Source organism: Mycobacterium sp. UM_11, assembly GCF_001414075.1.
Lineage (GTDB): Bacteria > Actinomycetota > Actinomycetes > Mycobacteriales > Mycobacteriaceae > Mycobacterium.
Window position 1 is genome coordinate 14,267 of the sequence record NZ_LATC01000054.1, and the last position, 19,582, is coordinate 33,848.

The 19,582-nt window shown below is 68.1% G+C and carries 20 protein-coding genes, 1 pseudogene and 1 riboswitch; of the genes and pseudogenes, 10 read left to right on the forward strand and 11 right to left on the reverse strand.

Annotated elements, in window-relative coordinates; translation table 11 throughout:
- Positions 1 to 10: 10 nt before the first annotated feature.
- Together WU80_RS14835 and WU80_RS14840 are read right to left on the reverse strand one after the other, a co-directional pair.
- Complete coding sequence (locus WU80_RS14835; RefSeq protein WP_055403438.1) at positions 11 to 1,024, reverse strand: alcohol dehydrogenase catalytic domain-containing protein; 1,014 nt, start codon at positions 1,022 to 1,024, stop codon at positions 11 to 13.
- A gap of 11 nt (positions 1,025 to 1,035) precedes the next feature.
- Positions 1,036 to 2,319, reverse strand: a complete 1,284-nt coding sequence (locus tag WU80_RS14840) for a cytochrome P450 (RefSeq protein ID WP_055403439.1) — start codon at positions 2,317 to 2,319, stop codon at positions 1,036 to 1,038.
- A 211-nt stretch (positions 2,320 to 2,530) separates the two neighbouring features.
- On the opposite strand from WU80_RS14840, the gene WU80_RS14845 reads away from it, so the two are divergent.
- From WU80_RS14845 to WU80_RS14855, 3 genes are read left to right on the forward strand one after another with little or no spacing between them, the layout of a single operon-like run.
- The gene (locus tag WU80_RS14845; protein WP_055403440.1) at positions 2,531 to 2,929 is read left to right on the forward strand and encodes a hypothetical protein; all 399 of its coding nucleotides are present in this window, start codon (positions 2,531 to 2,533) and stop codon (positions 2,927 to 2,929) included.
- An 11-nt stretch (positions 2,930 to 2,940) separates the two neighbouring features.
- Positions 2,941 to 3,231: a hypothetical protein gene (locus WU80_RS14850; RefSeq protein ID WP_055403441.1), complete on the forward strand. Its 291-nt coding sequence runs from the start codon at positions 2,941 to 2,943 to the stop codon at positions 3,229 to 3,231.
- Between the two features lie 57 nt (positions 3,232 to 3,288).
- A complete protein-coding gene (locus WU80_RS14855) occupies positions 3,289 to 3,519 on the forward strand; it encodes a hypothetical protein (protein WP_055403442.1) in 231 nt (76 codons plus the stop codon).
- Between the two features lie 6 nt (positions 3,520 to 3,525).
- Here the strand turns inward: WU80_RS14855 and WU80_RS14860 are convergent, their stop codons facing one another.
- Both WU80_RS14860 and WU80_RS14865 read right to left on the reverse strand, forming a co-directional pair.
- Entirely contained in the window at positions 3,526 to 4,656 is a 1,131-nt protein-coding gene (locus WU80_RS14860) for a nitronate monooxygenase (RefSeq protein ID WP_055403443.1), read from the reverse strand.
- 127 nt (positions 4,657 to 4,783) lie between these two features.
- Positions 4,784 to 5,248 carry a hypothetical protein gene (locus tag WU80_RS14865; RefSeq protein ID WP_055403444.1) on the reverse strand — a complete coding sequence of 155 codons (465 nt, stop codon included), beginning with the start codon at positions 5,246 to 5,248 and terminating at the stop codon, positions 4,784 to 4,786.
- A gap of 152 nt (positions 5,249 to 5,400) precedes the next feature.
- Between WU80_RS14865 and WU80_RS14870 the strand changes: the two genes are divergently transcribed.
- Complete coding sequence (locus WU80_RS14870; RefSeq protein ID WP_055403445.1) at positions 5,401 to 7,332, forward strand: NAD(P)/FAD-dependent oxidoreductase; 1,932 nt, start codon at positions 5,401 to 5,403, stop codon at positions 7,330 to 7,332.
- Between the two features lie 10 nt (positions 7,333 to 7,342).
- Positions 7,343 to 8,368, forward strand: coding sequence for an alcohol dehydrogenase catalytic domain-containing protein (locus WU80_RS14875; protein ID WP_055403446.1), 1,026 nt, complete (start codon positions 7,343 to 7,345; stop codon positions 8,366 to 8,368).
- A 14-nt stretch (positions 8,369 to 8,382) separates the two neighbouring features.
- Here the strand turns inward: WU80_RS14875 and WU80_RS14880 are convergent, their stop codons facing one another.
- Together WU80_RS14880 and dtd are read right to left on the reverse strand one after the other, a co-directional pair.
- Positions 8,383 to 9,294 (reverse strand): class I SAM-dependent methyltransferase, encoded by a 912-nt coding sequence (locus WU80_RS14880; RefSeq protein ID WP_055403447.1) that lies wholly within the window; start codon positions 9,292 to 9,294, stop codon positions 8,383 to 8,385.
- Between the two features lie 37 nt (positions 9,295 to 9,331).
- Complete coding sequence (gene dtd / locus WU80_RS14885) at positions 9,332 to 9,763, reverse strand: D-aminoacyl-tRNA deacylase (protein ID WP_055403448.1); 432 nt, start codon at positions 9,761 to 9,763, stop codon at positions 9,332 to 9,334.
- A gap of 51 nt (positions 9,764 to 9,814) precedes the next feature.
- Here dtd and WU80_RS14890 point away from each other — a divergent pair, with 51 nt between their 5' ends.
- Positions 9,815 to 10,120 carry an MTH1187 family thiamine-binding protein gene (locus WU80_RS14890; RefSeq protein WP_055403449.1) on the forward strand — a complete coding sequence of 102 codons (306 nt, stop codon included), beginning with the start codon at positions 9,815 to 9,817 and terminating at the stop codon, positions 10,118 to 10,120.
- On the opposite strand, the pseudogene WU80_RS25475 reads toward WU80_RS14890, so the two are convergent.
- Positions 10,117 to 10,605 (reverse strand): annotated as a pseudogene (locus WU80_RS25475) (macro domain-containing protein); the annotation flags it as partial. The gene WU80_RS14890 and the pseudogene WU80_RS25475 sit on opposite strands and share 4 nt — an antisense overlap.
- 34 nt (positions 10,606 to 10,639) lie before the next feature.
- Between WU80_RS25475 and WU80_RS14905 the strand changes: the two are divergent.
- Positions 10,640 to 11,914 carry a competence/damage-inducible protein A gene (locus tag WU80_RS14905; RefSeq protein WP_055403452.1) on the forward strand — a complete coding sequence of 425 codons (1,275 nt, stop codon included), beginning with the start codon at positions 10,640 to 10,642 and terminating at the stop codon, positions 11,912 to 11,914.
- Between the two features lie 82 nt (positions 11,915 to 11,996).
- Here the strand turns inward: WU80_RS14905 and WU80_RS14910 are convergent, their stop codons facing one another.
- Both WU80_RS14910 and WU80_RS14915 read right to left on the reverse strand, forming a co-directional pair.
- Positions 11,997 to 13,259, reverse strand: coding sequence for a sialate:H+ symport family MFS transporter (locus tag WU80_RS14910; RefSeq protein ID WP_197281254.1), 1,263 nt, complete (start codon positions 13,257 to 13,259; stop codon positions 11,997 to 11,999).
- Positions 13,260 to 13,323: 64 nt separating this feature from the next.
- Positions 13,324 to 14,217 carry a lipase family protein gene (locus WU80_RS14915; protein ID WP_231633830.1) on the reverse strand — a complete coding sequence of 298 codons (894 nt, stop codon included), beginning with the start codon at positions 14,215 to 14,217 and terminating at the stop codon, positions 13,324 to 13,326.
- Positions 14,218 to 14,451: 234 nt separating this feature from the next.
- On the opposite strand from WU80_RS14915, the gene WU80_RS14920 reads away from it, so the two are divergent.
- The 3 genes from WU80_RS14920 to WU80_RS14930 all read left to right on the forward strand — a co-directional run bounded on the left by WU80_RS14920 (position 14,452) and on the right by WU80_RS14930 (position 17,828).
- Positions 14,452 to 15,519: an amidohydrolase family protein gene (locus WU80_RS14920; RefSeq protein ID WP_055403454.1), complete on the forward strand. Its 1,068-nt coding sequence runs from the start codon at positions 14,452 to 14,454 to the stop codon at positions 15,517 to 15,519.
- 113 nt (positions 15,520 to 15,632) lie between these two features.
- A riboswitch (cobalamin riboswitch) is annotated at positions 15,633 to 15,839 on the forward strand.
- A 232-nt stretch (positions 15,840 to 16,071) separates the two neighbouring features.
- Entirely contained in the window at positions 16,072 to 17,352 is a 1,281-nt protein-coding gene (locus WU80_RS14925; protein ID WP_055403455.1) for a PPE family protein, read from the forward strand.
- Positions 17,353 to 17,426: 74 nt separating this feature from the next.
- Positions 17,427 to 17,828, forward strand: coding sequence for a phage holin family protein (locus WU80_RS14930; protein WP_055403461.1), 402 nt, complete (start codon positions 17,427 to 17,429; stop codon positions 17,826 to 17,828).
- 3 nt (positions 17,829 to 17,831) lie between these two features.
- On the opposite strand, the gene WU80_RS14935 is transcribed toward WU80_RS14930, so the two are convergent.
- Complete coding sequence (locus tag WU80_RS14935) at positions 17,832 to 18,614, reverse strand: enoyl-CoA hydratase/isomerase family protein (protein ID WP_055403456.1); 783 nt, start codon at positions 18,612 to 18,614, stop codon at positions 17,832 to 17,834.
- Positions 18,611 to 19,582 carry an FAD-dependent oxidoreductase gene (locus tag WU80_RS14940; RefSeq protein WP_055405780.1) on the reverse strand — a complete coding sequence of 324 codons (972 nt, stop codon included), beginning with the start codon at positions 19,580 to 19,582 and terminating at the stop codon, positions 18,611 to 18,613. Before WU80_RS14940 ends, WU80_RS14935 begins: the two co-directional genes overlap by 4 nt.

A 19,582-nucleotide genomic window follows, 5' to 3' on the forward strand; every position in this document is an offset into this window, starting at 1 on the left:
CCGACTGTAGTCACATCGTCAAAACGGTGCGGTAGTGCGCTCGCCCTTGCTCCAGCGCCGCATAGCCCTCGGCCGCCCGCTGAAGCGGCAGCTCCTCGATCCACGCACGAACACCGGACAGGACCGCGAAATGCATAGTGTCCTCGACGTCTTTGGCCGTGCCGGAGGGATGGCCGACGATGCTGACCCCCGGTGTGATCAGCTGGATGGGACTGATCGGCAACGGTTCGGGCGTGACGCCGATGGTGACGAGCTCGCCCTGCGGCGATATCCCGCCGACGGTCGCGGCCATCGCCGGCGAGTTGCCCGCGGTCGCCAGCACGACCGCCGCGCCGCCCAGCGCCTTCAGCGCTTCGGCGGGATCGGTGGCGGTGGAGTCGATGTAGTGGTGGGCGCCCAACTTTCGGGCGTCCTCCTCTTTGCCGCCGCCGCGCGCGATCGCGATGGTCTCAAAGCCCATCGCCCGGGCGAACTGCACCCCGAGGTGCCCCAGCCCGCCGACACCGAGGATGGCGACCCGGTCGCCGGGCACCGCCTTCGTGTGCCGCAAGGCGTTGTAGGTGGTGACGCCGGCGCAGCCCATCGGCGCGGCCTCCGCGTCGGAAAGCCCCGACGGTATGCGGGCGAGCGCACTCGCCGGGACGGTCACCGATTCCGCGTATCCGCCCGGGTATTGATAACTCGGGACCTTTCCGTTCTCGCAATGAATGAAGCGGCCTTTGCGGCACTCGTCGCAGTGGTAGCAGCACCCGCCGAACCACCCGACCGCGACGCGATCGCCGACGGCGAAACCCTGGACACCATCGCCGAGTTCGGCGATGGTTCCGGCGATTTCGTGCCCGGGCGTCAGCGGCCAAGTCATGCCGGGGAAGCCCCCCGAGACGAAGTGCGCGTCCGTGCCGCAAATGCCGCAGGCGGTGACCGTCAGGCGCGCCTCATCGCGACCCGGCGACCGGGTTTCGACATCGACCAGTTCTAACGGTGCCCCGGCCGACTTGACGTGAACAGCTCGATGGGTTGCCATGGAAGTTGATGCTACTGTGCGGCACCAGCTTTCGCGCCGTTGGTGTGGTAGTCGACCTGCCAGTGCTTGATCCCGTTGAGCCAGCCCGACCGCAGCCGTTCGGGTTTGCCGATCGATTCCAGGTTCGGGATGCCGTCGGCGATCGCGTTGAACATCAGGTCGATGGTCATGCGGGCAAGGTTGGCGCCGATGCAATAGTGCGCGCCGGTGCCGCCGAATCCCACGTGTGGGTTGGGGTCGCGCAGGATGTTGAAGGTGAACGGGTCGTCGAACACATCCTCGTCGAAATTGGCCGAGCGGTAGACCATTACCACCCGCTGACCCTTCTTGATCTGCACGCCGGACAGTTCGTAGTCCTGCAGCGCGGTGCGCTGGAACGACGTGACGGGGGTGGCCCACCGGACGATCTCGTCGGCCGCGGTGGCCGGGCGCTCCCTTTTGAACAGCTCCCACTGGTCCGGGAAGTCGGTGAAGGCCATCATGCCCTGAGTGATGGAGTTGCGGGTGGTCTCGTTGCCCGCCACCGCCAACAGGATCACGAAGAAACCGAACTCGTCGTCGGAGAGCTTGTGGCCGTCGATGTCGGCCTGCACCAGCTTGGTCACGAGGTCTTCGCCCGGGTTCTTCGCCCGGTCGGCGGCCATCTGCATGCCGTACATGATGAGTTCGACCGAGGCGGTGATGGCGTCGTTGTTGGCGAATTCGGGGTCCTGGTCGCCGACCATTTCGTTGGACCAATGAAAAAGCTTCTTGCGCTCTTCCTGTGGCACACCCATCAATCCGGCGATGGCCTGCAACGGCAGCTCGCATGACACCTGCTCGACGAAGTCGCCGCGACCCTGTTCGGCCGCTTCCTCCACGATGCGCCGGGCGCGCTCGGCGAGGTCGCCGCGCAGGCGCTCGATGGCGCGGGGAGTGAAGGCGCGCGAGATGATCTTGCGCAGCCGGGTGTGCTGCGGCGCGTCCATGTTGAGCAGGACGTACTTGCCGCGTTCGATCTGCTCGCCGACCGTGCCGTCCTTGTAGCGCGGAAGCGCGGTCTTCTGCAGGCTGGAGAAGACGTCGCTGCGCAGCGAAATCTCTTTGACGTCTTTGTGCTTGGACACCACCCAGAAGCCGCCGTCGTCGAATCCGCCCGCCCCGATCGGCTGCTCGTTCCACCAGATCGGCGCGGTCCGCCGCAGCTCGGCCAGTTCCTCCACCGGTAGCCGCTCGGCGTGGATGTCCGGATCGGTGAAGTCGAATCCGGGCGGGAGATTGGGGACCGGCTTGGCGGTTGGCTCGACGGTTGGCATTGCCCGCTCCTCGATGACGAAGTGGTCTAGTCGTCTTTGTGCAAATAAACCATTGCCGCACCACCGTTGGGAAGCATTGGCGCAAGATCGCCGGGTGCGAATTGGAACGTGTTCCTCGTCCGCCGGCGGCCGCGCCGATACGGTCTTGTGGCAGGCGGCCCGATGGATATGCTTTGGTGCAGGTCACCGGCGACGACAAGCGGGGTGGAAGATGATTCGGGAATTGCTCAGCGCCGCTTCATTGGCGGGCATCGCGATCGGCGTGGCGCCGTGCGCCTCGGCCGGCTACGACGGCGACGTGCCGAACATGAACTATCAGGCCTCGTTGGGGGCGCCGTGCGACAACTATGAGCGGTTCATCTTCGGCCGCGGGCCCAGCGGCCAGGCCGAGGCGTGCCACTTCCCGCCGCCCAACCAGTTCCCGGCGGCCACCACCGGCTACTGGGTCATTTCGTATCCGCTGTACGGGGTACAGCAGATCGGCGCGAAGTGCCCTGGGCCGCAAGCCGCGGCGCAATCGGAGGCCGGCCTGCCGATGCTGTGCCTGGGCGAGCGGGGCTGGCAAGAGGGCTGGTTCACCGGGGCGGGATTCTTCCCGCCGGCTGGATGATCGGCTGAGCCATGAACGACGGGCAGCCCGGCGCACCCCCGGTGCCGCGCTGGCTGCGCTTCGTGCTGGCGTCGGACCGTGCCGGCTCGGCGTGGTACATCGGGACCGGATTCTTTTTCGCGCCGGTGCTGGCGGTGCTGTCGCCGTGGCCCGCGGTCACGGCCGTCCTGTGGGGAATCATCGCGCTGACCGGGCTGTGGCTGGGGCTGCTCGGCATCGCGATGGCCGTCGGCCTGGCCCGGATACTGCGCTCCGGCGCCGAGATCCCCGAGTCCTACTGGCGCACCTTGGTGAACTACTAGCGCCGTGCGCCCGGACTAGAGTCATAGCGACTGTCCGGTGACTAGAGGAGACGCGAGATGGGCTTCACCCCGAAAGATGCGGTCGACGCGGCCAAGGACATCGCGACCAACGCGGTCGAGAAGGCCTCCGACATCGTCGAACACGCCAGCGACATCATCCGCGGTGACATCGCCGGCGGTGCCAGCGGCATCGTTCAAAACTCGATCGAAATCGGCACCTACGCCGTGGACCGGGCCAAAGAGGTGTTCACCGGCCACGACGAAGGCGACGACGTAGACGACGTCTAGCGATCGTCAGACGGAGGCGGCCTCGTTGAGCTCGTCGAGCCGGTTGGTCGCCTCGAGGTACTCCTGCACCCAGCGCTCGATGACGGTCGCGGTCTTTTCCACCTTCTGGAACTGACCGACGACCTGTCCGACCGGGTTGAACGCGACATCGACGGACTCGTTGGGGTACCGGTTGGTGGCCCGCACCGCCATGCCGGAAACCATGTACTGCAGCGGCATGCCGAGCGGCTTCGGGTTGTCCGGCTGCTCCCAGGCCTCGGTCCAGTCGTTGCGCAGCATCCGGGCCGGCTTGCCGGTGAACGAGCGGCTGCGGACGGTGTCGCGGCTGCCCGCCTTGATGTAGGCCGCCTGCTGAACCGGGGTGTTGGACGACTCCTCGACCATCAGCCACTGGGAGCCCGTCCACGCGCCCTGGCAGCCCAGCGCCAGTGCCGCGGCGATCTGCTGGCCGCTGCCGATGCCGCCCGCGCCGAGCACGGGGACGGGGGCGACCTCCTTGACCACCTGCGGCCAGAGCACGATCGAGCCCACCTCGCCGCAGTGGCCGCCGGCCTCGCCGCCCTGGGCGATGATGATGTCGACGCCCGCGTCGGCGTGCTTGCGCGCCTGCGAGGGGGAGCCGCACAGCGCGGCCACCTTGAGCCCCGCGTCGTGGATGTGCTTGATCATGTCGGCCGGGGGAGTGCCGAGCGCGTTGGCGATCATCTTCACCTTCGGGTGCTTGAGCGCCACCTCGACCTGCGGTGTCGCGGTCGCCTCGGTCCAGCCGAGCAGCTGCAGGCTGTCGCCGTCGCTGTCCTCGATGGGCACGCCGTGGTCGGCGAGGATCTTCTTGCCGAAGTCGAGATGCTCCTGGGGCACCATCTTGCGCAGCGTCTCGGCCAGCTCTTCGGCCGACAGGTGCGAGTCCATGCCCTCGTACTTGTTCGGGATCACGATGTCGACGCCGTAGGGGTGGTCGCCGATGTTCTCGTCGATCCAATTGAGCTCGATCTCGAGCTGCTCGGGCGTGAAGCCGACCGCGCCGAGCACGCCGAACCCCCCGGCCTTGCTGACCGCGACGACGACATCTCGGCAGTGGGTGAACGCGAAGATCGGAAACTCGATACCAAGCTCATCGCAGATGGCGGTGTGCATGCCTACTCCTGTGGGGCGCGGACCGAAGCCAAAAAATTGGAACGTGTTCTAGTTTAGTACGAAGGGCATTGACGTGGCCAGCGGGTCCTGACCTGCGATTTGTCACTACGACCCGTCGCGTGGTCGCTCAGACCGCCGCGCTCCGCGCGATCCACAGCGCCAGGAACGCGAACATGCAGCCGGCGCACACGAGGTGATCCCGGCAGATGGACCGCGCCAGGCGGCTCTGCTCGTGCGGCCCGTCCCCGCGGCGCCCGAGTCGCACCGCGTCGGGCACCGTCTGCGTCAACGCCAGCAGCATCGGGATCCCCGCCAGGGCGGCCGATAGGACAAGGAGCCACGAGGGGTCGTGCCCGCGCGCGGACTGGTAGGTCAACGCGGCCAACAGGATCACCATGACGGCGGCGATCAGCCGGCTCATCGGGCGAGACGTGGTCGTCGCGCGGTGGTAGTAAGCCGCGATGGAAGCGAGCACCGCCTCGGGCAGATCGGTTGGCGCAGAACGGAACCGGAGGACTTGGACGTCGAAGATCAGGTCCATCCACAAAACCGCGAACAGGAACCCACCGCAGGCCGTGAGCAGCGAGGCCATGGCGCTCCTCCATCTCGCTAGTCGAGGTGACTCATTGTCCCAGCGATCGGGCTATTGATCCGCTCGCTGCGCAGCGGGTACCGTAGTGCTTCCAATTACGACACGGCGAGTAGCGTAATTTGACAGCCCCGTTCACCGAGAGGATCGGCTCGATGCGCAGCGCCTATGCCGGCGATCCCTTCACCACGTCGACGGCCGAGATCGAGGCCGCCCTGGCGGAGGTCAGCATCCCGACGCTGCTGCTTTCGCTCGTGCACATCACCGGCGACCCGCGCTTCATCCGCGACTTCAAGCAGATGGGCGTCTTCCTCAACGAGATTCAGGGATTCATGTCCGAGGAGGACAAGGCCCGGGCCCGCGCGGCGGCGTTGCCGGTGATCACCGACTATCGCGACCGTGGCTGCCCCGAGCCAAAGCCGCTGAGCCTCGAGCTCGTTCGGGAGATGATGGACTGGGCGGCCTGCGAGCACGTCGGTGACGACTACCTGCCCCTGGTCCTCGAAGAGATGGACCTCGAAGCCGTCGACCCGCGCCGGCCGGCCGCCCTGCCGACCGAGAGCGCGGCCGACATTCCGGTCCTGGTCGTCGGGTGCGGCGAATCGGGCATCCTGGCCGGAATCCGGCTCAAGCAGGCCAACATCCCCTTCACCATCGTGGAGAAGAACGCCGGCCCGGGCGGAACGTGGTGGGAGAACAGCTATCCCGGCGCGCGCGTCGACGTGGCCAACCACTTCTATTGCTACAGCTTCGAACCCAACAACGACTGGACGCATTTCTTCGCCGAGCAGCACGAGCTGCAGGACTATTTCACCCGGGTCATCGACAAGCACGACCTGGCCGGGCACGTGCTGTGGAACACGGAGGTGCTGGCCGCCGAGTGGTTCGACGACGACGCGACCTGGAGCGTCCGGCTGCGCGGCGCCGAGGGTCAGACCAGCACGGTGCGCGCGCGGGCGCTGATCACCGCGGTCGGTCAGTTGAACCGGCCCCACATCCCCGAGTTCGACGGCGCCGAGAGCTTCGCGGGGCCGTCCTTCCACTCCGCCGCCTGGGACCACTCCGTCGACGTGAGCGGAAAGCGCGTCGCGCTCGTCGGCGCCGGCGCCAGCGGTTTTCAGATCGCCCCCGCCATCGCCCCGGATGTCGCGCACCTGACGGTGTTTCAGCGGACCGCGCAGTGGATGTTTCCCAACCCGATATATCACGACGAGGTCGGCGAGGGCATGCGGTGGGCCATGCGCCACCTGCCGTTCTACGGACGGTGGTACCGCTTCCTGGTGCTGTGGCCCGGCTCCGACAAGGGCCTGGACGCCGCGGAAAGCGACCCCGACTACGCGGACCAGGAACACGCGGTCAGCGACATCAACGCCGCCGCCCAGATGATGTTCTCCCAATGGATCACCAGTCAGGTCGGGGAATCCTCAGAGCTGCTGAGCAAGGTGATGCCCGACTATCCCGCGTGCGGCAAACGGACCCTGCAGGACAACGGCAGCTGGTTGCAGACGTTGCAGCGCGACAACGTCGAGTTGGTGCGCACACCCATTCGACGGATCACCCCGCGCGGCATCGTCACCGAAGACGGCGTGGCGCATGACGTCGACGTGATCGTGTACGCCACGGGATTCCGCCACACCGACGTGCTGTGGCCGCTGAAGATCACCGGCCGCGACGGAGTCGACCTGCGCGAGATGTGGGGGAGCCGGCCGTACGCCTACCTCGGCATCACGGTTCCGAACTTCCCGAACCTGTTCATCATCTACGGGCCCGGCACCCACCTCGCGCACGGGGGCAGCCTGATCTTTCAGTCCGAATTGCAGATGCGCTACATCGACCAGTGCCTGGCGCGGCTGGCCCAGGAAGACGTGCATTCGCTGGAGCCGAAGCCCGAAGCCGCCGCCGATTGGCATGAGCGGACCCAGAACCAGATCAAGAAGATGGTGTGGGCACACCCCGCGGTCAAGCACTCCTACTTCAAGAACGCCGACGGGGAGATCCACACCGTCAGCCCGTGGCGCCTCAACGAATACTGGGCCGCGGTGCGCGCGCCCGACTGGTCCAAATTTGTTGTGCGGCAGGGGAAGTGAGCACACCAGCATGCGTACGGTAGTCGTCGACGGCCCCCACAGCATCCGGGTCGACACCCGGCCCGACCCGGCGCTGCCCGGCCCCGACGGGGCGATCGTCGAGGTCACCGCCGCCGGCATCTGCGGATCCGACCTGCACTTCTACGAGGCGGATTTCCCGATGGCCGACCCGATCGCGCTCGGCCACGAGGCGATCGGCACCGTGGTCCAGACGGGACGCGATGTGCGCACCGTCAAGGTCGGGGACCAGGTGATGGTGTCGTCGGTGACCGGGTGCGGCAAGTGCGCCGGCTGTGCCACCCGCGATCCGGTCATGTGCCACAACGGCTTCCAGATCTTCGGCGGCGGCGTCCTGGGCGGGGCGCAGGCCGACCTGCTGGCGGTGCCGGCGGCGGACTTCCAGCTGCTCAAGATGCCGGAAGGCATCAGCGTCGAACAGGCGCTGCTGCTCACCGACAACCTCGCCACGGGGTGGGCGGCGGCGCAACGCGCCGATATCCCGCCCGGTGGCACCGTGGCGGTCATCGGCCTGGGCGCCGTCGGCCTGTGTTCGCTGCGCAGCGCGCTGTTCCAGGGCGCCGCAACGGTTTACGCGGTCGACCAGGTCGACGGGCGGTTGGACCGCGCGGCGCGGTGGGGGGCGACGCCCCTCAAGGCGCCGGCGGTCGAGGCCATCCTCGCGGCGACCGGGGGGCGCGGCGCCGACGCGGTGATCGACGCCGTCGCCACGGACGCGTCGTTGACCGACGCGCTCAACGCGGTGCGGCCGGGGGGGACCGTGTCGGTCGTCGGTGTGCACGACATGAACCCGTTCCCGCTCAACGCCCTGGGCTGCCTGATCCGCAGCATCACCCTGCGGATGACCACGGCGCCGGTGCAGCGCACGTGGCCGGAGTTGATCCCGCTGCTGCAATCCGGGCGCCTGGACACCGACGGCATCTTCACCACGACGCTGCCGCTCGACGAAGCCGCCAAGGGCTATGCGACCGCCGCGTCGCGGTCGGGCGATGACGTGAAAATCCTGTTGACGCCCTAGGCGGGCGCCGCGCCTTAACGTGTCGCCGTGATGTATTGCGACCGCATGAAGCTGTCGATCTTGACGTCGACGTCCGGTGGGGTCATCCCGTAGCCGGCCTGCAGGTCGAGCGTGTTGCGCACGGGCTGGACCGTCCAGCCGTGCGCGGCCAGCCGTTCCGCCGGATCGGTCTGTGGTTCGTACGTCAGCGCGGAGAAATCGACGTCACCGGACATGTTGACGCCGGGATGCGCCGTCTCCAACGCCTCGAGCTGGTCGTGATCCAGCCGAGAACCCAACGCGCCGATGGCGATCCGGCTGCCGGGCGCGCTGAGGCCGCTGATCCGGGTGAAGAGCGTGTTCTGGGCCTCGTCGGTCAGGTAGGGCAGCACCCCCTCCACCGACCAGGCGCTGGGAGCCTCGGAGTCAAAGCCGGCGGCCTCCAGCGCCCTGGACCAGTCGGTGCGCAGGTCGGCGGCCACCTCGACCCTGCGGGCCTTGGGCGCCGCGCCCTCTTCGCCGAGCACGCGCGCCTTGAATTCCAGCACCTTTGGCAGATCGATCTCGAAAACGGTTGTGCCCGGGGCCCATTCGAGCCGATACGCCCGGGAGTCCAGCCCGGCGGCGACGATCACCGCCTGGCGTATGCCGGCGGCGCCGGCCTCCTCGAAGAAGTCGTCGAAAAATCGGGTCTGCACGCCGTAGAGGCGGGGGAAGGCCATCTCGTCTTCCGACGTGCCCGGATTGGCAACCGCGGCCGCCAGATACGGGTCTTGCGAGGCGGCGATGAAGACCTTGGCGTAATCGTCCCGGACCAGCGGCTGCGGGCTCAGGGCGTGCACCGCGCGCCAGCCGGCGACCAGCAAGGCGGTGTAGCCCACGCTGCTGACGATGTCCCAGTTGTCATCGTCGGAACGGAGCTTGCCGAACTCGGGCGTCGTGCTCATGTCCGCTCCTTTCCTTCAGGGCCGAGGTCCAACGTACTCAGAGCTCCAACAACACCGTGACCGGGCCGTCGTTGACCAACTCGACCCGCATGTGCGCACCGAAAACGCCGGTCCGCACCTCGGCGCCCAACCGCTGCAGCGCCTCGGCGAAAGCCGCGACCAGCGGCTCGGCCACCGGGCCGGGAGCGGCGGCGTTCCACGACGGCCGCCGCCCCTTGGCGGTGTCGGCGTAGAGGGTGAACTGGCTGACCACCAGGATGGGCGCGTTGACGTCCGCCGCCGACCGTTCCTCATCGAGAATCCGTAAATACCAAAGTTTTTCGGCGAGCCGCCGCGCCTTGTCGAGGTCGTCGCTGTGGGTGACGCCGACGAAGGCCAGCAGGCCCTGGCCGTCCGGCCGGATGGCGCCCACCGCCTCGCCCTCGACCGACACCGTCGCCGACGCGACCCGCTGCACCAGAATCCGCATGGGCTCGATGCTGCCAGCCCGGCCCCGCCGGAGAATCGGTAGGCTCGTCGTGTGTCAGTGCTCGTCGCGTTCTCCGTCACCCCGATGGGTGTGGGCGAGGGCGTCGGCGAGATCGTCGCGGAAGCGGTTCGGGTGGTGCGTGATTCCGGGCTGCCGAACCGGACCGATTCGATGTTCACCGTGATCGAGGGCGAAACCTGGGAAGAGGTGATGGCGGTGGTGCAGCGCGCGGTCGAGGCGGTGGCCGCTCGCGCGCCCCGGGTCAGCACGGTGATCAAGGCGGACTGGCGGGCCGGGGTCAGCGACGCGATGACGCAGAAGGTCGCCACCGTCGAGCGCCACCTGTCCAACCCCTGAACGGCGTCGGTGAACGCGCGCTCGGCCGCGTCACCGTGGACCGCGAACACCACCTTCTCCAGCGCACCCGCGGAATGTCGCCGGACCGCGTCCACCATCAGTCGCGCCGCCTCGTCCAGCGGGAAGCCGCCGACGCCGGTGCCGAACGCGACCAGTCCAAGCGTGCGGCAGCCGAGCTCGTCGGCCCTTCGCAGCGTGGCGGCGGCGGCCCGCGTGATGATCGTCGCCGAGGTCGGGCCGCCGAGTTCCATGGTGGCGGCGTGGATGACGTAGCGCGCGGGCATGGCGCCGGCCGTGGTCTCGACGGCTTCCCCGAGGCCGATGGGCGCCTTGCGCGTCGATTCCCGCTGCACGTCCGGACCGCCGGCGCGGGCAATGGCCGCCGCGACTCCGCCGCCGTGGCGCAGTTGCGTGTTGGCCGCGTTGGCGATCGCGTCGAGTTCGAGTTTGGTGACGTCCGCCTGCACGACCTCCAGCTCGATCATCGGCTCATTGTCTCCCAGCCCTGCCAGTAGGCTCATGGCGGTGAGCGCACGCGCAGGCATCGTTGTCACCGGAACCGAGGTCCTCACCGGGCGCGTCCAGGATGCCAACGGGCCGTGGATCGCCGACCGCCTGCTGGAGCTGGGCGTCGAGCTGGCGCATATCACGATCTGCGGCGACCGGCCCGCCGACATCGAGGCGCAGCTGCGCTTCATGGCCGAGCAGGGCATGGACCTGATCGTCACCAGCGGCGGCCTGGGACCCACGGCCGACGACATGACGGTCGAGGTGGTGGCCCGGTTCTGCGGCCGCGAGTTGGTGTTGGACGACGAGACCGAAGCCAAGATCGCGAACATCCTCAAGAAGCTGATGGCCCGCTTCGAGGGTGTCGATTTCGAGGCGGTGCGCGCCGCCAACCGCAAGCAGGCGATGATCCCCGCCGGCGCGCAGGTGCTCGACCCGGTCGGCACCGCGCCCGGTGTGGTGGTCCCCGGGACGCCGACGGTCATCGTGCTTCCCGGCCCGCCGCGCGAGCTGCAGCCGATGTGGCGCCGCGCCATCGAGACGCCCGCCGCGCAGCAGGCGATCGCGGGCCGGACGGCCTATCGGCAGGAGACCGTGCGAATGTTCGGGCTGCCCGAGTCGGGTCTGGCCGAGACGTTGCGCGACGCCGAGGCGTCGGTACCCGGCTTCGAGTCGCTCGAGATCACCACCTGCCTGCGCCGCGGCGAGGTCGAAATGGTCACCCGCTACGAGCCGGACAACTCCGACAGCTACGCCAAGCTGATGCAACTAGTGCGCGACCGGCACGGCGAACAGCTCTTCTCCGAAGACGGTTCCACGGTGGACGATTTGGTCGCCGGGGCGCTGGCCGGCCGCCGGATCGCGACGGCCGAATCCTGCACCGCGGGGCTGCTGGCGGCGCGGCTGACCGACCGGCCCGGATCATCGGACTACGTGGCCGGCGGGGTGGTCGCCTACTCGAACGACGCGAAAGCCGAGCTGCTTAGCGTCGACCCGGGGCTGATCGAGGCCCACGGCGCGGTGTCCGAGCCGGTGGCCGAGGCGATGGCGGCCGGCGCGCTGAGCCGTTTCGGCGCCGACACCGCCGTCGCGATCACCGGAATCGCCGGGCCGGGCGGAGGGACGCCCGAAAAGCCGGTGGGCACAGTCTGTTTCACCGTGGCGCTGAGTGACGGCCCAAAGCACACCCGCACGTTGCGGCTGCCCGGCAATCGCTCGGACATCCGGGAGCGCTCGACGACGGTGGCCATGCACCTGCTGCGGCGCCTGCTGGGCGCTGTCGGCTAGGCCCGACTTCGAGATTGCCGCCATGGTCGCGATTGGCGCCCAAACCACAACCGCAGCGGCAATCTCGACGTAGAAACCTGAGTCACTTCGCTTCGCTTGGCAGGAAAGCGGTTTCGGCCGTGCCGAAGCGAATCCCCGTGGCGTCCTTACCGATCAGCGTGAGGAACGCGACGGCGATGAGTACGGGCACGATCGTCGCCGCCAACGCGAACGGATACCCGTGCGACTCGCCGAGGCGTTCCTGGATCGGTAGGTTGAACGCGGCCAACAGGTTTCCGAGCTGGTAGGTCACGCCGGGGTAGAGGCCGCGGATGGCATCCGGCGACATCTCGGTCAGGTGGGCGGGGATCACGCCCCACGCGCCCTGCACGCAAAGCTGCATCAGAAACGAGCCGAGGCACAGCATCGCGGCCGTGCGCGAGTAGGCGAACAGCGGAACGATCGGCAGCCCCAGCAGGGCGCAGAAGATGATGGTGTAGCGGCGGCTGAACCGTTGCGACAGCGTGCCGAACACCAGCCCGCCGATGATCGCGCCGATGTTGTACACGATGACGATCCACTTGACGGTGGCGCTGGACAGGGCGGCGCCGTGGTTGGCGGTCGACGTCAGGAAGGTCGGGTAGACGTCCTGGGTGCCGTGGCTCATCCAGTTGAAGGCCGTCATCAGCAGCACCAGGTAGAAGAACCGGCGGATGATCGCCCCGTCGCGCAGCACGTCCCGAATCCTGGTGCTGGTCAACTTCATTTGATCCTGGGCGGCCTCCCAGACCTCGGACTCCTCGACCCGGTACCGGATGATCAGGCTGACCAGCGCGGGGATGATGCTCAGCGCGAAGAGCCACCTCCACGACAACCCGAGCCAGTTCATCACCACCAGCGAGGCGACGCTGGCCAGCAGGTAGCCGAATGCGTAGCCCTCCTGCAGCAGCCCGGAGAAGAACCCGCGCCGCTCGACCGGAACCTTCTCCATGGCCAGCGCGGCCCCCAACCCCCACTCACCGCCCATGCCGATCCCGTACAGCAGCCGCAGGATCACCAATACCGTGAAGTTGGGCGCGAACGCGCACAGGAAGCCGACGACGGAGTAGAACATCACGTCGACCATCAGCGGCAGCCGCCGTCCGACGCGGTCGGCCCACAGCCCGAACAGCAGGGCGCCCACCGGACGCATGATCAGGGTGGCCGTGGTGACGAACGCGACCTCCGCCTTGCTGTGGTGGAAAGTCTTGGCGATGTCGGCGTAGACGAGCACGACGATGAAGTAATCGAACGCATCCATCGTCCAGCCCAACAACGCGGCGACGAAAGAGTTTCGCTGGTCGGCGGTCAACCGTTGTGTGCTCACGTCAGCATCGTTGCCTACGCGGCGCGGGATGGCGAGCCTTTCTGTCCGCGCGGCGTTGGGGCAGTCATCCCACCAGCCTTTGCAGGCCGCGCTGATAGGCCTTGAGGCTGTGCCGCCAGCCGGGCCCGATGCCGCCGCTGTCGACGTAGATCGCGCTGCCGGCGTGTTCGTAGGGGCACGGCGGTAGCGGCGGAATGATGTCGCAATAGTTCACCACTCGTGAGCAGGAGGCGATGATCTCGTTGAACGCGGTGACGAAATCGCCGAACCCGGCCTTCGGACCGGCGAAGGTGATGAGGCGGGGCGCGAAATTCGGCGGGATGTTGACGAAGATGTCGGGCGCGCCGATAACGGCAAGCGCCCCACCGAGGCTGTGCCCGATTATCAGCAGGTTATTGCAGCCCACGCAGGCGGCGGCGAGGTTGGCCACGATGCTGGCGCGGACCATGCGGTAGACGGCGTGAAAGCCGCTATGGACGTATCCGAACTTGGGAACGAATCCATACGGCGTGGGAATTATGTCGAGGTCCGTGAGGACGTCATCGAGGTCGGCGGTGCCGCGAAACGCCAGGAACGCGGTCTGAGTGGACGGGTTATTGCCGATAATGCCGAAGATGTTGTCGCGCAGCACCATTTTCGCCGCCACCGGATGTTGAGGGGCCAGTGCGGCCGCGAGAACGCGGTCGCCCTGGATCAGCGCGGTCGCTTGATATCCCGGCGGCAGGTTCAACGGGAGGCCCGACATGGCGTTGTATGCGGAAAATGCCAGCGGAATGCCCACATTGAGCGCGAAAGCGGGGTCGAATCCCGGCGGCGAAGGCTGCGTAACCACGCCCACCGGGGCAGCGTTCGCTTCCACCGGGAAGAGCCATGGCGCGAGAATTACGGAGCCACTTAGTAAAGCCGTCTTAGTCACGAAGTCTCGCCGCGCCATTTCCCGCGAAGGAGAATCGCTCATCGATTTCCTTTCTAGGTATGACATGAATACGGTAAGGGGACAAACCGTCGTCGGCCTGAACCGTTGTACTTCTGTCACGCTTTTGAAATCGGCGCGAGCGCTGGCGAGCCGAAAAAAGATTGCCCATAACCGTTTCGGGTCACGGGTCCATCACGGACGGGCCGGGCGCGCGGGCCCCGACGCAACCGCCCAAGCCATTTCAACATCCAATCCGCGAGAGTAAGTTGCGGATACATGCGCATCATCGACGCCGACGGACACGTCGCCGAGAACTCCTCGCTGGCAATCGAAGCCATCAAGCGGTGGCCGCAGCACGTCAAGCCCAGCACCGACGGACGAATGCGATTGACGTTCGAAGGCCGCAACTATCCGGAGGATCAGGGCCCGGGTGCCGGGTGCCCGCCCGAGCATGGCATCAGCGAGGCGCCCGACATCAATTGCCGATCGACCGAAGGCGTGCTCGGCGACGCCGACCGCGACCACATCGACACGATGGTGCTGTACCCGAGCCTGGGCCTGTGCGCCCCGAGCCTCGAGGATCCCGAGTTCGCGGCGGGGTTCGCCCGGCTCTACAACCAGTGGATCGCGGATTACTGCGCCCCGTCGGGCGGCCGGTTGAAGGGCGTCGCCGTGACTCCGATCGAGCACGGCCAGGCGGCGATCGACGTCATGACGGAGGCGAAAGACCTTGGGCTGGTGGCGACCCTGGTCCCGCCGGCGCTCAAGACCCGCAACCTCGACCACCCCGACCTCGACCCCTTTTACGCCGCCGCGGTCGACCTGGAGATGCCCCTGGGCATTCACGGGGCCCCGGGCATCCACCTGCCGAAGATCGGCGTCGACCGCTTCACCAACTACATTCAGGTGCACTGCATCAGCTTCCCGTTCGACCAGATGACGGCCATGACGGCGCTGGTGTCCGGCGGCGTCTTCGAACGCCACCCGCGGTTGCGGGTCGCGTTCCTCGAGGCCGGCGCCGGTTGGGTCCCGTTCTTCATGGATCGCCTGCACGAGCACTACGAGAAGCGGGGCGACTGGGTCGAGCGCGGGTGGCGGCGCGACCCGCACGAGTACCTGGCGGCGGGCAACATCTGGGTGACGTGCGAGCCCGAGGAGCCGATCCTGCCCGGGGTCATCGACGTGCTGGGCGCCGACTTCATCATGTTCGCCAGCGACTACCCGCACTGGGACGGCGAATGGCCGGAAAGCACCAAGCACCTGCGGACCCGCGCGGATATCAGCGAGGAGGCCCGCGAAAAGATCGGCGGGTTGAACGCGCAGCGCTTCTACAACCTCAACTGATCAGTCCGGATCGGCTTAAGCCGTTGGGTTGCATTCGATTCAGCGGATTCTCAAGCCACCGAAGCTGCGGTAATGTGCAGTGCGCAGCTGGTTTGCCAGGGTCGCAATTTGACACTCGGCATCGAGCGGCGGGCGCTGTTGGAGGCCCGTCGCGAGAGGGAACCCGGTGGGAATCCGGGACTGTCCCGCAGCGGTATGCAGGAACGACCGCCGTCAATGGCACTGGTTCTTTCGGGGACCGGGAAGCGACGGCTACTAGGAGCACCGTTCTCGGTGCGTGCCTGCGAGTCCGAAGACCTGCCAGCCGTGCCGGGCGCGCCGCGTCCGGCGTGCGCGTCGCCTCGTGGATTGGGCCGATGGCCGTAGCAGGAACTGGCGTGCCGATTCGTCGGCGCGCCGGTCGGCTCTGCGGCTGAACGCCCTGTGGGCGACGAGCATCCCGTCGCACAAAGGACGTTCGATGACACTACCGCTGTTCAGCACGAATCACGTTGCCGTACCTGGCTTTAACCGCATCTTGCCCGCCGGGCCCGAGCGGACGGGCCGGTGGTCATGAGCGCATCGTTGGATTTCGGCTTGTTACCGCCCGAGATCAACTCCGGGCGCATGTATTCCGGAGCGGGCTGCGCCCCGATGCTGGCCGCCGCGGCGGCCTGGTCGGGGCTGGCGACCGAGCTGCGGTTGACGGCGCTGGCCCACAGCTCGGTGATCGCGGCGCTCGGTGATCAATGGCGCGGCCCGGCAGCGATCTCGATGGCCGCCGCCGCCGCACCATATGCGGCGTGGTTAACCGCGACCGCCGCTCAGGCTGAGCAGGCCGCCGCGCAGGCCGTGGCCGCGGCGACGGCGTATGAGACCGCCTTCGCCGCGACCGTGCCGCCGCCGGTGGTCGCGGCCAATCGGGTCCTGCTGGCGAAACTGATCGCCACCAACTTTCTGGGACTGAACGCGGGCGCCATCGCGGCGACGGAAGCTCACTACGGCGAGATGTGGGCGCAGGACGCCGCCGCCATGTATTACTACGCCGCCGATTCGGCGGCCGCGTCGGCGGTGACCCCGTTCGACCCGCCACCGCGGACCGCCGATCCGGCGGGGCCCGCCGCGCAGGCCGACGCGGTCACCCAGGCCGCCGGCACGTCGGCCGCGGCGAACGCGCAGACGGCGCTGTCGCAACTGCAGTCCGCGGTGCCGGCCGCGCTGCAGAGCCTCGCCGCGCCATCCGTCCCGGAGTCGTCGGGGCTGATGGATTGGCTGGGAATGGGCGGTGCGGACTTCTTCAGCCCGAAGGGAATTCTCGGTTTCCTGGCCGGCACGGACGGCTCCCCGCTGGGGGCCCTCCTCAACAGCAACTTGTTGAACACCCTGTCGTCCGGGTTCTACATGCCGGGCAACTACCTGGGCACGATGACGGATTTCGCCGGCATGGCGAGCGCCGGGGGAGCCGCGGACGCGGGTGAGGCCGCGGCGGCCGGATCGCTCGAAGCCGGGCCCGCGTCCACGGTCGCCCCGCTGGGGTCAACGGGTCTGGGCGGCGCGGTGACGGCAAGTCTGAACCAGGCGTCCTCGGTGGGCGCCCTGTCGGTGCCGTACGGATGGACCGCCGCCGCGCCGGAGATCACGCTTGCCGCCCAGGCGCTGCCCGGCCTTGGCGCCGTCCCCACCGTCGCGGCAAGCGCCGAGGGAAGCCTGCTCGGCGAGACGGCCCTCGCTGGCATGGCGGGCCGCGCGATGAGTGGCGCGAGCGTCGGGGGACGCCCGGCGGGTGGCGCGGCCGCCCAGCACCGCCCCCTGCCCGTCGTGATCGTGAAACCACCCCCGACGTCGACCGGGTGAACCGACTCGTGGGCGGCTGGGTCGCCGAGCACGGCGCCTACCCGCGAGGGCGGCGGGGTGGCAGGATCTCCCGCATGGGCCCCTTTCTGATTCGCGCCGCACTGACCGGGTTTGCGCTTTGGCTGGTCACGAAGTTCGTCCACGGGATCACGTTCGTCGGCGGGGACACGAGGCTGCAGCGGGTCGGCATCATCTTCGTCGTCGCCGTCATCTTCGGTCTGGTCAATGCGTTCATCAAGCCGATCGTCCAGTTCCTGTCGATCCCGCTGTACATCCTGACCCTCGGCCTGTTCCATGTCGTCGTCAACGCGCTGATGCTGTGGATCACCGCGCGGATCACCGAGCACACCACGCACTGGGGCCTGCAGATCGACCATTTCTGGTGGACGGCGATCTGGGCCGCGATCGTGTTGTCGATCGTGAGCTGGCTGCTGTCGCTGGTGCTTCGCGACGTCGGCCGCCGCACGCGCGCCTGACGTTCAGCGGCCCCGCCATCGCGGCGGTCGCTTCTCGGCGAAGGCCCGCGGCCCCTCCTTGGCGTCCTCGGTCTCGAAAATGCGGTCGCTGTGCCGGGTTTCGTTGTCGTAGGCCGACGCCAGGTCGAGCGCCAGGCCCTCGACGGCGGATTGTTTCGTCGCGGAGACCGCGAGCGGCGCGTTCGCCGTGATGCGCTCGGCGTACTCGTACGCCGTCTCCATCAGCCGCTCCGGCGGGACCACGCGATTGATCAGCCCCATCGCCAGGGCCCGGTCCGCGTCCACCATGTCGGCGGTCAGCAGCAACTCCATCGCCAGGGGGTAGGGCATCTGCCGTGGCAGCCGAACGGTGCTACCGCCGCCCGCGAACAGGCCCCGCTTGGGCTCCATCACGGCGAATCGTGCGGCGGGCACCGCCACCCGAATGTCGGTGGAGCTCAACATCTCGAAGCCCCCCGCGACGCAGGTGCCGTTGATCGCGGCGATGATCGGCTTGTAGACCGGGAAGCGGTGCAGGACGGCGTGAATGGCGTCGTCCTTGTTCCACCCCTCGGGCTGCGGCAGGTCGCCGGTGAGTTCGGGGATGAACTTCTTCAGGTCGGCGCCGGTGCAAAAGTCCTGTCCCACACCGGTGATCACCGCGACCCAGGCGCCGGTGTCGTCGCGGAAGGCCGCCCACGCGTGGGCCAGGTCGCGGAAATGCTCCATGTCCAGCGAGTTGCGCGTCTCCGGCCGGTTGATCGTGATGGTGGCGACGCGCGCGTCGAGCGTGTAGTCGATGCTCACGGCGCCCCCCGCGCACCGGCCAGGCGGACCACGTCCCGCGCGCAGCCCCAGGACAACGTCACACCGTTGCCGCCGTGCCCGTAGTTGTGGATGCAGCGGGCCCGGCCCAGCGGCTCGGCCTCGACCCGCACCGAGGGGCGGCCGGGACGCAGCGCGGTGATGACCTCTATCACCTCGGCTTCGGCGAGTCGCGGCTCAATCTTGCGGCAGCGGTGCAGGATTCGCTCCGTCACGTCGGGATCCGCGGCGGTGTCCCAGCGGTCGGCAACGCTCACGCCGCCGCACACCACGCGCCGCGGGTGGGGGAAATAACAGGTCCACTCCGGGCCGCCGTCGATCTCGACAAACAGTTGCCGCAGACCGGGATTGGTGAGCACGACGTGCTGGCCGAACAACGGCCGCACGGTGTCGTCGCCGGTCAAGGATCCCGCGGCCAGACCGGTGCAGTTGACCACGATCGGCGCGGCGTCGGCCGCCTCGGCCAGCGACCGCACCGGGCGCTCCTCGATTTCGCAGCCGGCCGCGGCCAGCCGCCGGGTGAGGTAGTCGAGGTAGGACGGCATGTCGATCATCGGCAGGGTGGCGCGAAAGCCGTTGCCGAAACCGTCCGGGAGGTCGGCGGGGTCGGCCGGGTGCAGGTCGGGAATCAACGCCGCGGCCGCCGACATCGACTCGGTGGCAGTCAATTCGCCGACGGCCAGCGCCGGCGCCAGCTGGACGCCGGAGCCGGGATCGTTGGCGAGTTCGCGGAACACCCCCAGCGAGTGTCGGGTCCAATCCAGCGTGTCGCCGGCACGTTCCGCGGGCCGCGGCGGCAGCCATACCGCGCCGGCCACCTTCGACGTCGTGCGCTGGGGTGTGGCGGCCGTCCAGACCCGCACCGGCCAGCCGGCCTCGGCCAGGCACACGGCCGACGTCAGGCCGCTGACCCCGGCACCGACGACGACGATCCTGTCTCTTATACACAT

What these genes read in the sequence shown, in the direction of transcription:
- WU80_RS14835 (WP_055403438.1), bottom strand. Translation starts at nt 1,024, where the DNA reads ATGGCAACCCATCGAGCTGTTCACGTCAAGTCGGCCGGGGCACCGTTA.
- WU80_RS14840 (WP_055403439.1), bottom strand. Translation starts at nt 2,319, where the DNA reads ATGCCAACCGTCGAGCCAACCGCCAAGCCGGTCCCCAATCTCCCGCCC.
- WU80_RS14845 (WP_055403440.1), top strand. Translation starts at nt 2,531, where the DNA reads ATGATTCGGGAATTGCTCAGCGCCGCTTCATTGGCGGGCATCGCGATC.
- WU80_RS14850 (WP_055403441.1), top strand. Translation starts at nt 2,941, where the DNA reads ATGAACGACGGGCAGCCCGGCGCACCCCCGGTGCCGCGCTGGCTGCGC.
- WU80_RS14855 (WP_055403442.1), top strand. Translation starts at nt 3,289, where the DNA reads ATGGGCTTCACCCCGAAAGATGCGGTCGACGCGGCCAAGGACATCGCG.
- WU80_RS14860 (WP_055403443.1), bottom strand. Translation starts at nt 4,656, where the DNA reads ATGCACACCGCCATCTGCGATGAGCTTGGTATCGAGTTTCCGATCTTC.
- WU80_RS14865 (WP_055403444.1), bottom strand. Translation starts at nt 5,248, where the DNA reads ATGGCCTCGCTGCTCACGGCCTGCGGTGGGTTCCTGTTCGCGGTTTTG.
- WU80_RS14870 (WP_055403445.1), top strand. Translation starts at nt 5,401, where the DNA reads ATGCGCAGCGCCTATGCCGGCGATCCCTTCACCACGTCGACGGCCGAG.
- WU80_RS14875 (WP_055403446.1), top strand. Translation starts at nt 7,343, where the DNA reads ATGCGTACGGTAGTCGTCGACGGCCCCCACAGCATCCGGGTCGACACC.
- WU80_RS14880 (WP_055403447.1), bottom strand. Translation starts at nt 9,294, where the DNA reads ATGAGCACGACGCCCGAGTTCGGCAAGCTCCGTTCCGACGATGACAAC.
- dtd (WP_055403448.1), bottom strand. Translation starts at nt 9,763, where the DNA reads ATGCGGATTCTGGTGCAGCGGGTCGCGTCGGCGACGGTGTCGGTCGAG.
- WU80_RS14905 (WP_055403452.1), top strand. Translation starts at nt 10,640, where the DNA reads ATGGCGGTGAGCGCACGCGCAGGCATCGTTGTCACCGGAACCGAGGTC.
- WU80_RS14915 (WP_231633830.1), bottom strand. Translation starts at nt 14,217, where the DNA reads ATGAGCGATTCTCCTTCGCGGGAAATGGCGCGGCGAGACTTCGTGACT.
- WU80_RS14920 (WP_055403454.1), top strand. Translation starts at nt 14,452, where the DNA reads ATGCGCATCATCGACGCCGACGGACACGTCGCCGAGAACTCCTCGCTG.
- WU80_RS14925 (WP_055403455.1), top strand. Translation starts at nt 16,072, where the DNA reads ATGAGCGCATCGTTGGATTTCGGCTTGTTACCGCCCGAGATCAACTCC.
- WU80_RS14930 (WP_055403461.1), top strand. Translation starts at nt 17,427, where the DNA reads ATGGGCCCCTTTCTGATTCGCGCCGCACTGACCGGGTTTGCGCTTTGG.
- WU80_RS14940 (WP_055405780.1), bottom strand. Translation starts at nt 19,582, where the DNA reads ATGTGTATAAGAGACAGGATCGTCGTCGTCGGTGCCGGGGTCAGCGGC.